The organism is Pseudoalteromonas sp. MMG024, assembly GCF_021654175.1.
Lineage (GTDB): Bacteria > Pseudomonadota > Gammaproteobacteria > Enterobacterales > Alteromonadaceae > Pseudoalteromonas.
This window is the reverse complement of record NZ_JAKFZO010000017.1, coordinates 24,003-38,355: the sequence shown is the minus strand read 5'-3', so window position 1 is coordinate 38,355 and position 14,353 is coordinate 24,003. Positions and strand designations below refer to the sequence as shown.

Annotated in this window: 7 protein-coding genes and 1 pseudogene; 7 read left to right on the top strand and 1 reads right to left on the bottom strand. The window is 38.7% G+C overall.

Annotation, left to right across the window (positions count from 1 at the left end; translation table 11 throughout):
- Nucleotides 1-10: 10 nt before the first annotated feature.
- The 4 genes from gyrB (at nucleotide 11) to L1068_RS15885 (ending at nucleotide 6,186) form a co-directional block, all read left to right on the top strand.
- The gene (gyrB, locus tag L1068_RS15900) at nucleotides 11-2,428 is read left to right on the top strand and encodes a DNA topoisomerase (ATP-hydrolyzing) subunit B (protein ID WP_138630195.1); all 2,418 of its coding nucleotides are present in this window, start codon (nucleotides 11-13) and stop codon (nucleotides 2,426-2,428) included.
- A gap of 138 nt (nucleotides 2,429-2,566) precedes the next feature.
- Entirely contained in the window at nucleotides 2,567-3,490 is a 924-nt protein-coding gene (glyQ, locus tag L1068_RS15895) for a glycine--tRNA ligase subunit alpha (protein ID WP_237131038.1), read from the top strand.
- A 2-nt stretch (nucleotides 3,491-3,492) separates the two neighbouring features.
- A complete protein-coding gene (gene glyS / locus L1068_RS15890; RefSeq protein ID WP_237131037.1) occupies nucleotides 3,493-5,559 on the top strand; it encodes a glycine--tRNA ligase subunit beta in 2,067 nt (688 codons plus the stop codon).
- Between the two features lie 168 nt (nucleotides 5,560-5,727).
- Nucleotides 5,728-6,186 (top strand): hypothetical protein, encoded by a 459-nt coding sequence (locus L1068_RS15885; RefSeq protein WP_237131036.1) that lies wholly within the window; start codon nucleotides 5,728-5,730, stop codon nucleotides 6,184-6,186.
- Between the two features lie 59 nt (nucleotides 6,187-6,245).
- On the opposite strand, the gene tusA is transcribed toward L1068_RS15885, so the two are convergent.
- The gene (tusA, locus tag L1068_RS15880) at nucleotides 6,246-6,488 is read right to left on the bottom strand and encodes a sulfurtransferase TusA (RefSeq protein WP_010561303.1); all 243 of its coding nucleotides are present in this window, start codon (nucleotides 6,486-6,488) and stop codon (nucleotides 6,246-6,248) included.
- Nucleotides 6,489-6,817: 329 nt separating this feature from the next.
- On the opposite strand from tusA, the pseudogene L1068_RS15875 reads away from it, so the two are divergent.
- The 3 genes and pseudogenes from L1068_RS15875 to L1068_RS15865 form a co-directional block, all read left to right on the top strand.
- A pseudogene (locus L1068_RS15875) lies at nucleotides 6,818-7,746 on the top strand (IS3 family transposase); the annotation flags it as partial.
- 143 nt (nucleotides 7,747-7,889) lie between these two features.
- Nucleotides 7,890-10,985 (top strand): hypothetical protein, encoded by a 3,096-nt coding sequence (locus tag L1068_RS15870; protein ID WP_237131035.1) that lies wholly within the window; start codon nucleotides 7,890-7,892, stop codon nucleotides 10,983-10,985.
- A 338-nt stretch (nucleotides 10,986-11,323) separates the two neighbouring features.
- A complete protein-coding gene (locus L1068_RS15865) occupies nucleotides 11,324-14,251 on the top strand; it encodes a hypothetical protein (RefSeq protein ID WP_237131034.1) in 2,928 nt (975 codons plus the stop codon).
- Nucleotides 14,252-14,353 lie beyond the last annotated feature (102 nt).

Here is a 14,353-nt window from a genome sequence, read left to right as displayed (position 1 = left end):
GGAAGAAACCATGTCTGAAAATTACGATTCGTCGAGTATTAAAGTACTAAAAGGACTGGATGCAGTAAGAAAGCGTCCTGGGATGTACATAGGTGACACGGATGATGGAACGGGTCTTCATCATATGGTGTTTGAAGTCGTTGATAACTCAATTGATGAAGCATTAGCAGGCTTCTGTGATGATGTTTATGTAACTATCCACTCTGATGGTTCTGTATCGGTACGCGATAATGGTCGTGGTATTCCGACAGAAATTCACGAAGAAGAAGGTGTATCTGCAGCTGAAGTTATTATGACGGTACTTCACGCTGGTGGTAAATTCGATGACAACTCATATAAAGTATCGGGTGGTTTGCACGGTGTAGGTGTTTCAGTAGTAAATGCACTTTCTGAAAAGCTAAAACTAACCATTCGCCGTGAAGGTAAAATTCACGAGCAAATTTATAATATGGGTGAACCTGCTGCGCCATTAGCAGTAGTGGGTGAATCTGAAACAAACGGTACTGAAATCCGTTTTTGGCCAAGCTCAGAAACATTCAGTGATGTAAACTTCCATTACGATATTCTTGCAAAGCGTTTACGTGAACTTTCATTCCTGAACTCAGGTGTAAGTATCATTCTTGCAGATGAGCGTGATGAAAAGAAAGACCACTTTAAATATGAAGGTGGTATTCAAGCGTTTGTTGAATTTCTAAATACCAATAAAACACCGGTTAACCAAAATGTTTTCCACTTCACTTCAACACGTGAAGAAGACGGTATTAGTGTAGAAGTAGCAATGCAGTGGAACGATGGTTTCCAAGAAGGTATTTACTGCTTCACAAATAACATTCCACAACGTGATGGTGGTACGCACTTAGCGGGCTTTAGAAGCGCCTTAACGCGTACATTAAATACGTATATGGAAAAAGAAGGCTTTAATAAGAAAGAGAAAAGCAGTGCATCAGGTGACGATGCCCGTGAAGGTTTAACTGCGGTTATTTCTGTTAAAGTACCCGATCCAAAGTTCTCATCTCAGACGAAAGACAAGCTTGTATCAAGTGAAGTTAAATCGGCTGTAGAACAAGCAATGGGTGAAAAATTAAGTGAATACTTATTAGAAAACCCACAAGATGCGAAAATTGTAGTTACTAAGATTATTGATGCAGCACGTGCACGTGAAGCAGCACGTAAAGCGCGTGAAATGACACGCCGTAAAGGTGCAATGGACCTAGCAGGTTTACCAGGTAAATTAGCAGACTGCCAAGAAAAAGACCCAGCACTTTCTGAACTATATATAGTGGAGGGTGACTCAGCGGGCGGCTCGGCTAAGCAAGGTCGTAACCGTAAGAATCAGGCGATTCTACCGCTGAAAGGTAAAATTCTAAACGTTGAAAAAGCGCGTTTTGATAAGATGCTATCTTCGCAGGAAGTTGCAACGCTAATTACAGCATTAGGTTGTGGTATTGGCCGTGATGAATATAACCCTGAAAAGCTGCGTTATCACAGCATTATTATCATGACCGATGCCGACGTCGATGGTTCGCACATTCGTACGTTACTATTGACCTTCTTCTATCGCCAAATGCCTGAGATTGTTGAGCGTGGTTACGTATATATTGCTCAGCCACCACTTTATAAAGTGAAAAAAGGCAAGCAAGAGCGTTACATCAAAGATGATCCAGCGTTAATTGAATACTTAACAACATTGGCGTTAGATAACTCTTCGCTATACGTTAATGAAGATGCGCCTGCAATTAAAGATACGGCGTTAGAATCGTTAGTTAAAGATTATCAAGCGACCGAAACAATTATCACGCGCCTAACACGTAAGTATCCATTGAGTGTACTTAATTCATTAGTTTACTCAGCTAAAATTAATGAAGCTGATTTAGCGAACGAAGCGCATGTACGTGAGTGGACGGATAATCTAGTTGCTTACTTAACGGAAAAAGATACCGACGCAACTTTATTCACGGCACAAGTGAAGAAAGATGAAGAGCGTAACTTATTCTATCCAAATATTGTAATTCGTCAGCACGGTGTAGACCGTGAACATGTATTGAATTACGAATTCCTAACGTCTCGTGATTATTTAGCAATTGCGAAAACGGGTGAGCAAATTGGCAACCTAATTGAAGAGGGTGGCTATATTCAACGTGGTGAAAAGACCTTACAGGTTTCAAGCTTTGTTGAAGCGCTTAATTGGTTAATTGCTGAATCTAAACGTGGTTTATACATTCAACGATACAAAGGTCTTGGTGAGATGAACCCAGATCAGCTTTGGGAAACTACAATGGACCCTGAAGTACGCCGTATGTTGAAAGTAACTATTGAAGATGCGATTGCAGCTGACCAATTATTCTCGACGTTAATGGGTGACCAAGTTGAGCCGCGTCGTGAGTTTATCGAACAAAACGCGCTTAAAGTTGTTAACTTAGATGTTTAGAATATAGTGAATATTTTTCATAAAAGGGCCTAAATGGCCCTTTTTTATTGGCTGTAAATCAACAAATCGCTTAAAACCTGTTTGCTGCCGCGGTATACTGTGGCGTAATTTTTCAGATTAAAATATCAGCTAAAGCCAATGCAAAAATACGATATCAAAACCTTCCAGGGAATGATCCTAGCATTACAGGATTACTGGGCACAAAACGGCTGTACTATCGTTCAGCCACTCGATATGGAAGTAGGTGCGGGTACATCGCACCCAATGACATGTTTGCGTGCACTTGGCCCGGAGCCAATGTCTACTGCATACGTTCAGCCGTCACGTCGCCCTACGGATGGTCGCTACGGTGAAAACCCGAACCGCCTTCAACATTACTACCAGTTCCAAGTTGCGTTAAAACCGTCACCAGATAACATTCAGGAGCTCTATTTAGGCTCTTTAGAAATATTGGGTATTGACCCTCTAGTACACGATATTCGCTTCGTAGAAGATAACTGGGAAAACCCAACATTAGGTGCTTGGGGTCTTGGCTGGGAAGTGTGGTTAAATGGTATGGAAGTAACTCAGTTTACTTATTTCCAGCAAGTAGGTGGCCTTGAGTGTAAGCCTGTAACAGGTGAAATCACATACGGTATTGAACGTTTAGCTATGTACATTCAAGAAGTTGATTCAGTATATGACCTAGTATGGAACCATGCCCCAGATGGAAGCAAAGTAACATATGGCGATATTTTTCATCAAAACGAAGTTGAGCAATCGACTTATAACTTTGAGCATGCTGATGTTGACTTCTTATTTGGTTTCTTTGATCAATGTGAAAAAGAATCACAAGAATTATTAGCACTAGAAACTCCGTTACCACTTCCAGCATATGAGCGCATTTTGAAAGCGGCGCACGCATTTAACTTGTTAGATGCACGTAAAGCAATTTCAGTGACAGAACGTCAACGCTATATTCTTCGTATTCGCAACCTTACTAAAGCAACTGCTGAAGCGTATTACGCATCGCGTGAAGCGTTAGGTTTCCCAATGTGTAAAAAAAGTGGTGAGGAGAAGTAATCATGGCAAAAGAATTTTTAATTGAATTAGGCACTGAAGAATTACCACCAACACAGCTTCGTACGCTAGCGGAAAGCTTTGCGTCAAATTTTGAAGCAGAGTTAAAAGCTGCTGAGTTAAGTCATGAAGGCGTAAAGTGGTTCGCTGCACCGCGTCGTTTAGCGCTAAAAGTAGCGGCACTTGCTGAGTCTCAATCTGACAAAGTAGTTGAAAAACGTGGCCCAGCAATTTCAGTTGCATTCGATGAAGACGGAAATGCGACAAAAGCAGCCCAAGGTTGGGCGCGCGGTAATGGTATTACCGTTGAGCAAGCTGACCGTTTAAAAACAGAAAAAGGCGAGTGGCTTTTATTCAAACAAGAAGTAAAAGGTAAAGCGACTAGCGAAATTATCGTTGAGCTTGCAGCGCAAGCGCTTGCTAAATTACCAATCGCCAAGCCAATGCGTTGGGGTAATAAAACAACGCAATTTATTCGCCCAGTTAAAACATTAACAATGTTAATGGGTAACGAGTTAGTTGCGGGTGAGATTTTAGGTGTCGCATCAGATAGAACTATTCGTGGTCACCGCTTTATGGGTGAACAAGAGTTTACCATTGATTCTGCCGAGCAATATCCTGCTATTTTAGAAGAGCGCGGTAAAGTAATGGCTGATTACGAAGCTCGTAAAGCGATTATTCTTGCCGACGCACAAAAAGCAGCGCAAGCTGTAGGTGGTATTGCGGACTTAGAAGGAGACTTAGTTGAAGAGGTAACTTCGCTGGTTGAATGGCCTGTTGTACTGACGGCTAAGTTTGAAGAAGAGTTCTTAAAAGTACCTTCAGAAGCACTTGTGTACACCATGAAAGGTGACCAGAAATACTTCCCAGTTTACGACGAAAACAAAAAGTTATTACCTAACTTTATCTTTGTTTCAAACATTGAATCAAAAGAGCCTCGTTACGTAATTGAAGGTAATGAAAAGGTTGTTCGTCCTCGTTTAGCGGATGCTGAGTTCTTCTTTAATACTGACCGTAAGCGCCCGCTAATCGATCGCTTACCTGAGTTAGACCAAGCGATTTTCCAAAAGCAGCTAGGTACCATTAAAGATAAAACTGACCGCATTACCGAGCTTGCTGGTTACATTGCTGAGCAAATCGAAGCAGACGTTGAAAAATCTAAACGTGCAAGTCTACTGGCAAAATGCGACCTTATGACATCTATGGTATTTGAATTTACCGATACGCAAGGTGTTATGGGTATGCACTATGCAACGCACGACGGTGAAGATGTGGAAGTGGCGAAAGCACTTTACGAGCAATACATGCCACGTTTTGCAGGTGACGAGTTACCAAGTACAGGTGTATCAGCTGCAGTTGCGATGGCTGATAAGCTCGATACGATTGTAGGTATTTTCGGTATTGGTCAAGCGCCAAAAGGCTCTGACCCATTTGCGCTACGCCGAGCATCACTAGGTGTATTGCGTATTATTGTTGAAAAGAGCTATAACCTAGACTTAGTAGATTTAATTGCAAAAGCAAAATCGCTATTTGGCGATAAGCTTAGCAATGACAATGTTGAATCTGATGTAATTGATTTTATGCTTGGTCGTTTCCGTGCCTGGTATCAAGATGAAGGCTTTAGTGTTGACATTATTCAAGCAGTATTGGCACGTCGCCCAACTAAGCCAGCAGACTTTGACCAACGCGTTAAAGCGGTATCTCACTTCCGTGATTTAGACGCAGCAGAAGCGCTTGCAGCGGCTAATAAGCGCGTAGGTAATATATTGGCTAAGAATGAAGCAGAACTTGCTGAGACTGTTAATGAGAGCCTATTAGCTGAAGACGCTGAAAAGCAATTAGCAGAGAAAGTTGCGCACTATCAAGCGGCGTTAGCGCCAGCATTTGCAGCACGTGATTACCACACTATTTTGGCAAGTCTTGCAGATTTACGTGAAGTCGTGGATACCTTCTTTGATAACGTAATGGTTATGGCTGACGACGAAGCAGTGAAACTAAATCGTTTAACAATGCTTAGTCAGTTAAGAAGTTTATTCTTACAAGTAGCGGATATTTCACTGTTACAAAAGTAAGTAAAACGCACAGAAAAAGCCGGTGTAATCACCGGCTTTTTTATTTCACTTATTCTGTATTTAGCTTAGTTATAGCGGAAATATTCGCAACAGGTACAAAAGCCGCTTGCATAAAATTATACGATATTTAGTATAGTAATTAAGCTTAGAAAATCGCGGATAACAACAATGAAAAGAGCATCACTTTCAATTATGGCACTTGCTAGCTTGGTACTAGTTGGTTGCTCAAGCACAGACGATAGCCTATTAGATCAAACAAGTAATGTGGGTAATGTTGATACCAAACTATATCTACGTGGTGACTTTACTTTATGGGAAGCGCAAAAAGCCTATCAATTAAAACAGCAAACGGCCAATGTTTATAGCACAAAAGTTAAGTTTGGCTCAATTGGTAAAGCATACGAATTTAAAGTAGCTGACGCTAATTGGACACAAGGGTATAACTGTGGCTTTAAAAATGAAGACTTAGATAAGTTTTTAGAAGTAGGTATTCCAGTACAAGCAAACTGCGACAGTGTGTATAACTATTTTAGTTTTACGCCTTATGAGGCGGGTTGGTATGAAGTATCAATAAACTTCCGTAACAAAAGTACGCCGCTGGTAACGATTAACCAAATTTTTGAATAGGCAACTGAGCTAAATTAAACAAGCTCTTATCTTAGCTATGAGCAATAAAAAAAGGGCGTTTAAAGCCCTTTTTTTATTAAATATTTGTACGGTTCATTTTCTACTTCTTGTGCCAATAAGGTGTGATCCATAAAGCGACAAAAAGACGGGATGTCACGTGTTGTTGATGGGTCATCTGCAATCACTACTAAAGTTTCTCCGTGCTGCATTTTTCGAATTGCACCACGCACCATCATCACCGGTTCAGGGCAACGTAAGCCAATTGCATCAAGCGTGTGATCTGCATTTGAAAAGTCAGTCATGGAAAATTTAGCCCTGTTAAAAAGTAGAGGCGGAATTGTAGGTGGCTAAGCGTGTGATGTAAACCGTAGTGTTTAAAAAAGGAGTTCGGTCATATAGCTATAATAAGTAAGGATAAAGACATACACATACAGAGTCAAAAATACAATTTTTGAAAGACAATAGTTATTTTATTGAATACGTTCATTACAATATGAACAGATTTTAATACTGCCGGAAAAGGATGATAGTGTTAAAATAATACAATCAAGCAAAGGACAGCAATATGCGTTTAAAGCAATCGATACTTGTATCTCTTATATCCCAAATACAATGCATTGAATTAGAAAAGGACATTCTAAAAAAGGCTACAGCTCTCTTGATGTCGGACTCGCTGAACAATTCTCGCTAATTGAGAAGTTAAATCAACGAGAGCGTTACCCTGTCACAGTATTGTGTAAGGTGTTTAGTGTACACCGAAGTAGCTATAAATATTGGGCTAAAAGTGACACATCCCCTTCACCGGAGCAACTTCGTTTAGAAGCTGAAGTGAAAGCAATTCATAAGCTGAGCAATGGCTCTGCTGGCGCACGTACCATTGCTGGAATAATTACAAACAATGGTTATAAGTTAAGCCGTTATCGCGCTACAAAGCTGATGACCAAGTTGAATTTAACAAGCTGCCAAGTACCACAGCACAAATATAAACGTGGTGGCAATGAGCATCTTGAGATACCTAATAAACTAGATAGGAAGTTTGATGTTGTTGAGCCAAATACTGTGTGGTGCGGTGATGTCACTTATGTTTGGACTGGAAACCGTTGGGCATATTTAGCAGTTGTTATCGACTTATTTGCTCGCAAGGTTGTGGGATGGGCGATGTCATTCTCGCCTGACACCAATCTAACATTAAAAGCATTAGAAATAGCTTATGAAAGTCGTGCTAAGCCTAGCGGACTGATATTCCATTCAGACCAAGGCAGCCATTATACAAGCCTGAAATATCGTCAAAGATTATGGCGCTATAAAATCACGCAAAGCATGAGCCGTCGAGGTAATTGCTGGGATAATGCACCAATGGAGCGCTTTTTTAGAAGCTTTAAAACAGAATGGATGCCAACAGTTGGCTATCAGAATTTTAAAGAAGCTAAATTCAGTATTAGCGATTATATAAATGAATATTACAACTACGTTAGGCCGCATCACTATAATGCTGGCCTAGCACCAAATGAGTCTGAAGTAAGATATAAAGATTCTAAAACTGTGGCCAAAATTAGTTGACCACTACAGAGTGACAAAACTAAAGTAACCTTAGCGAATTTGTAGTTTGCTGAATATCCAACTCAAACTTATTCTGTATAGAATTTACACTTTATTTAATTCATAATATTTTGAATTTATTAGCTAAAACAAGGAATGTTAAAATGAAGCTTAAATATGCTTTATTGCTTTCTGCAATGTCTCTTACGCTCACCGCTTGTGGTGGGCCATCTAATAAAAATCCAAAACCACCGACTGTCGTTGTTGATACAACTCCCGATAGTTTTACATTTTCGGCGATTGAAAATGCGCCGTTAAGCGAGTGGGTTGAGTCAGAAACCGTAACCGTGACAGGTATCAATAGCGCGAGCCCCATCTCGATCGAAAATGGAGAGTTTAGTATCGACGGTGGTGAGTTTGTCAAAGATGCCGCAACCATAACCAATAATCAAACGGTGAAGATTAGGCTAAAAACACCATCTGACTATTTAGCTATGGAAACTGCAAAGCTTTTTATTGGATCGGAAGATGCGGCACTCAATGTGACGACGAAATCTCATAAGTTGTTCTTTTTAGGCTATGAATATAAGCATGGCTTTGAGCCAAGAAAATACGACGGTAAAAGTAATACTGTCGCGTTAGTTGCAGACACCAACCAACAGATAGACAAAAAACATTATTCCAGCACGGAATACACAGTGTTCAACTATCAAGGCAAAGTGCACTTTGCTTATGGTGATTCAATTTGGCATATCTCACCCGATAACAACTTAGTTACCCCAGTTATTCCACTCACCGCCGAAGGGTTTGTTGAGTCCAGGAAATTTAAAAATGAGTACCTAGGCCTGGGGGATTCATTGTTTTACATTGATAACAATCGTTTGATGTTGTTTAACTCTGTTCAAAATGAAACAACAAAATTAAGACATGCTTATCTAGAGCAGTTTGATTTGGGAAGTGATATATACAAAGAGTATGTTACACGGTTTGAGGCAAAAACTGACAATAGTATTTTGTTTACGAGTTATGGCGATGGCATCTTTAATCGTCCAGATGTTCATTATGCTTACAATGAACAAGGCGAATTACTATTTGAAATTGATAAAATTCAACGAGATAAACTTGTGTCTTTCAATGGGGCATTTTACTTTACGGTGAATAATGAATCTGGCGCGGCTATTTTCCGTTTAGATCCTTATTCGGGAGAGCAGGTGCTTGTGACTGCATTCCCAATGGCCGTAATTTCCCAACTTATTGTGGCTGATAATAGTCTTGTTTTAAATTTACATGGTATTGAGAATCCACAGGTTGTCACAATGAATAAACAGCAGTCGTTTGAAGTTTCGTATCAAGCGAGTGAAGCGTTTTACATTGTTCATTCCTCTAACAATCAGGTAATAATAGCGCCGGCGCTTGCGTCTAGCACCGCGTTAGTTGACTTGAATTTATTAACTGGCGAATTTTATCGCTTAGTTAGCGATGCATTTCCCGACACTCTGTCTGTATCAAACATCCGAAAAGTGCAGCGCCTTAATAATGATTTATTTGTACTGTTTAAACCATCAAGTAGCAATCACAGCGCATTGTATAAAGTTAGCTTAACGAGCAAAGTAGTAAATTTAGTCGCTGAAAATGCCAATGACATAGTGTTGTTTGATAATAGGCTTTTCTATTTTGATGAGAGTGACTTTTATGCGCCTACTACTGGAGGAGGTTATCAATCAATTTTGAGTTTCTCAGACAGTTTTCAGCTACAAGACTACGATGTTTTCAACAATGGGCTTTTCTTACACGTTAGAGATGGTGCGAATTCAAACTCAGCACTAGCACTGTACAAATATGATGTTACAACACAAAACTTGGTTAACATTAGTCGTAACGGCTTGTGGGGTACTGGTCATGTATTAAATGAACATCAGTACAGTTTATCGAGTTTGGAGAGTGACGAGTTGCTCACCTTTAAGCTAGGTTTAAATTCGTTGTTTTTTAGTGGTTCAAAATTAGCTGAAGATTATGCTTTTACTGCCAATAATACTTGGCAGGCAGAGTTAAAAAATTATAAAAATGATGAAATATTAGATCTCTACAACCATGAAAACAGCCGCTTCGCAAATGCCACTGTGATTGAGGATAACTTGTACTATACCACTGTAGAAAAATTATCAGATGAGCAACTAATTCACCAATTATGGCGCTCTGATGGCACCAGTGCAGGGACTAATAAAGTCACTAACTTCTTGCTTGCAAGTTCGCAAGATAATGACAACGAAACCATGATAGTGACACGCTATAATGAAGATGCTTATCAACATGGTGATATTCGTACGCATTTTACAAAAACGCACCTCTTCGTTTTTGTAAATCAAATAGATAATTGGACTTGGACAACACAAGTGTGGTCGATATCACTTGCAACTGGCAGCATAACTAAATTAGAAGAGCAAATTGATGTGGATTTTAATGACGCTCGTTTAGTTCAAATTAATGCAAATACGGATAGTTCACAGATTTACTATAGGTATGCCAATGGCAAACTGAAATTAAGTAATGGCACTAAAGAGGGAACGCGAGAAAGGTTTGAAAATAAAGTTAGTTATTACATTAGAGATGTAACAGAGCCAGCAAAGTTAAAAAATACAATATTTGAAAAAGGTACGCTAACGCTTGTAAGTAAAGTAGAAGGCGGAAACATGCCTTTATACATACACCGTATTACGGATAGCTCTGAAGACAAGTTTGAAATTGCACCTCAATGTGATGTTAGTCACGGCGTTTTAGTCAGTGAACACAACAAAGTCGTGTTACTTTGCCAAGATGCCAGCGACAACTTAAGTTTGCTTTCTGTTGATAGCCAGGGTGAATCAAGCTTTATTGATCTAAATGTAAAATACACAGCGTCGCATTACGATTTGAATAATAGTTTTCAGGTAAAAGTCTTGGCAAATAAGCTTTATTTGAAACTTTCTGTTTCGGAGAGTTTAGCTGGTGTAGCAAAAACATATCACACGCTAGTTTCAGTTGATTTAGCAACAAACCAAGTACAACAACTTATGAATGCAGATAAAAAAGATGCATTTTATATTTTATTTATCGAGAGTGATGATAAAAATGCTCTTTACCTACAGTCGCTTAGATATAACAAACGAAAGAGCAGTTATAACTATCACGAGGGGACTGTGTGGCAAATAAGAGACAAAGACCACCAGTTAAATAAATTGTGGCAGGGTGAAATAGTTCATCGTACTGTTGTTTCGCTCTAGTTTAAAATTCGTAGGAGTATGGTTAGCACCAGACTTAGGTAGTCTAAGTACATTTTCTACTGACTCATTAGCACGCTAGAAACTTAACTGTTAGTTGAGTTGGCAATACGGACTAGTTAATAAGCACCTTTAGGGTCACTTAATAGGTGCTTTTTTAAGCTTATTTAAAGTTACCCATAAAAAGGCGATGCTCTTTCGAGACAGCGCCTTATCACCAAGAATAAATCTATTCGCTCAATACCTGATGTATTCGAAAATAGGTGAGAATACTCATTTAAATAGAGAACTTAATCAAATACAATGGTTTGAATTTATTAGTAAAAACAAGGAATGTTAGAATGAAGCTTAAATCGGCTTTGTTGCTTTCTGTTATCTCTCTCGCGATCACAGCTTGTGGTGGCTCTTCAAATGATAAACCTAAACCACCAACTGAAGTTGTTGATAGCATTCCAGACAACTTTACATTTACGACGGTTGAAAATGCTCTGTTAAATAAATGGATTGAATCTGAAGCTATTACAATTTCAGGTATTAACACTGCAACAGCAATTTCGATTGAAAATGGCGAATATCGTATTGATGGAGGGGAGTACCGTAGTAGCAGCTCAACAGTGAATAACGGTCAAAAAATTTCAGTTAGGACCATGGTAAATGAATACTCAGAGACGAATACAACTGTTGTCAATATTGGCTCGGTAGAGGGGCTATTTAAGGTTAAGAGTCCCCATATAAAACTGATTTTTACAGCAGAAGATCAAGAGTTTGGGAATGAGTTGAGAGTTTCAAACTTCGTTGAAAATACTCCGCAATTAATAAAAGACCTAACTAAAAACAAATCATCAGGATATATCAAGCAACAAAAAGGCGTCATCTATAAGAATAGTTTCTATTCATCCAACTCAGGCGCATTAATAAAATTTGACTTGGTAACAAAACAACTCAGTACAGTACTGGATTTACAAGATTTAGGTATTTCTTCATCCGTGAGAGGCGGCGATATTGATATAGATCCTGGCGCATTATATGGCAGCATTCTTAATGATGTGCATATTGCAGATAACGAACTGCGTTTTAGAGCGGGTTACAATACTCCCTATGGAACATCAACAACTTTATATAAGACTAATGGCACCTCTATACGCCAAGGAACAGAAAAGTTACTTGATAAGTTAAGTAAAATCGAAAGTTCTAACGAAGGTTTGTTTTTACTTGATAAACACGTTTCGCTAAAACAAATTATCGATACAGATTATTTAAATTATGATGACAGGTACCCTGAGCTAAACGTTACTAACATTGCTAACGAAACGGCCGAAAGTTTATTTTCTATTAAATTCCAGAGGGCCAGAGACACTGAAAGTTCAGAACTTTTTCGGGTCGATAATCAGCTCTACTTCGGAGTAGGTTATTATGCTAATCGATATGATGAGCTGTGGACTACAAATGGTACTGAAGCTGGCACATTCAAAGTTAGTGTGCCTGTAAATGAATTTAAAATTATGGGTGTTGTTGGAAATGCGCTCATTTATAGTTCTGATAAGGCAATTTACTCCTTAGATAACATAACAGGCGAGCATTCTTTGATTATTTCATCTGAGCATGGCCTTGGAATAGAAGAAACAGCAAATGTAGGAGGCACAATTGTTTGGGCTAATAGCCAAAATGAAATTTGGTTCTTAGGTGGTCCAAATACGTCACCGGTTTTAGTAACCACGCTTTTAGAAAACGAAAAGCCTAATTATAGTCTTGAGGCTAGATTACTTGGTGAGCGTGTAACATTGCGTTGGAATCAAGTGCTAGTGAGCTTTGAGCATGAAGGTAACAGCATAAAAAATGCTGAAACATTCATGATAGAAGATTTAAGTGCCGATCTGACTGAATTTCAACATGTATTTCAACTTGGTCAGCGTCATTACTATTTAGCCAAAAATCAAAGTGGTGATAGTCATACTTGGATATCTGATGGCACATTAGCAGGAACACGAGTATTACCTGGAGCACTTTCAAATTTATATAAGGGTTATCCAGTTGTTGATGATGAAAATCAAATAGCCTATTTTATGTCGCTTACAGACCAGCAAATGAGTCTTTATGCCTTTGACTATCAAAATATTGAGCTTGCATATGAATTTAAGGGAAGTATTGCTGAACTCGAAAAAGCAGGTGCATGTATTAATGATTTAGCGGTTGCTAGCAATCAGGTGCATACATATTTATGCTCTGGTTTGGGTTATAACCTTACTAAAATAACTAGCACTGATGGCACTGCGCAAGGCACCATAGAGAAAGAGGTTAATGGGATTTCATTGTTTGACATCCCCAAGCGCTACCGACATGAAATTGATGGCAAAATTTATTACAGATCATTCTCAGATATAATTGAGTTTGATGGTAGTAATGAAAAAAGTGTGCTTCAAGACAATAAAATTTATGGACACACAGACGAACTGTTTAAGTCAAAAAATGCACTTGTCTATAGTGATGGCAATGTAATATTTATATTTGATTACCAAACAAAAAGTGCACCTTTGAAAATATCTGATTCTTACTCTTTATATGAATGGCCATACACAAATCGATATTCTGAAAATATTTTCTTCACAAGAAAAAATGAAGAGTTTACAAGAGATAACACACTTGTTGATCTTTTCGTAATGAATGACCAAACCAAACAAGAGGTAAAGCTTAAAGAGAATATAAAGCCTTCGGATTATTGTAGCTACACCCACTGTTATAAAAGACACCTTTTTAACAGAGTTAAAAACTTGCTTTACTTTATCAATGATAGTACTCAGATATGGCGAACCGACGGCACAGAAAGTGGCACGAAACAAATACTAGATATTTCAAACTTAGAGGGAGATATCGAAGTGTTTGGACTGTCGGGTATTGATTTTGCGAGATTGAATACAGAATTATTCAGAATAGAAAACGGCGAGCTGACCTCTATTGGTGATCTTGGTGAGAAATTTAGTTACAAGTTGGTAAATCAGCGAATTTACTTAATTTCAGACACATCTCTGTGGACTATTAATATACAAGGTAGTGAAAGTGAATTAGTAAATCTAACAGAGACATTAAAATTAAACCGGTTATCAAAAGACCATATTCACCAAGTAAGCGGTGATGATATTGTATTTTTCGCATCTCCGAATAATCAATTTGGCTATCAATTATGGTATACAAGTGGCACTACTGAATCGACGAAATTGCTTTCTGGCGATTTAAAAATAAACGACAGAGTTATAGGTATTATTAAAGAGTAGTGCCTCAACTTTCGAGATAAAAACAAAAGCCCCACATAAGAATGGGGCTTTTTAGTTCAACACAGTAGAAAACTAGTTGTCAGCGCATAAAAAAAGGCGCTG

Bases quoted from the DNA above. Each gene is read 5' to 3' on its own strand.
- gyrB (WP_138630195.1), top strand. From the start codon at position 11: ATGTCTGAAAATTACGATTCGTCGAGTATTAAAGTACTAAAAGGACTG.
- glyQ (WP_237131038.1), top strand. From the start codon at position 2,567: ATGCAAAAATACGATATCAAAACCTTCCAGGGAATGATCCTAGCATTA.
- glyS (WP_237131037.1), top strand. From the start codon at position 3,493: ATGGCAAAAGAATTTTTAATTGAATTAGGCACTGAAGAATTACCACCA.
- L1068_RS15885 (WP_237131036.1), top strand. From the start codon at position 5,728: ATGAAAAGAGCATCACTTTCAATTATGGCACTTGCTAGCTTGGTACTA.
- tusA (WP_010561303.1), bottom strand. From the start codon at position 6,488: ATGACTGACTTTTCAAATGCAGATCACACGCTTGATGCAATTGGCTTA.
- L1068_RS15870 (WP_237131035.1), top strand. From the start codon at position 7,890: ATGAAGCTTAAATATGCTTTATTGCTTTCTGCAATGTCTCTTACGCTC.
- L1068_RS15865 (WP_237131034.1), top strand. From the start codon at position 11,324: ATGAAGCTTAAATCGGCTTTGTTGCTTTCTGTTATCTCTCTCGCGATC.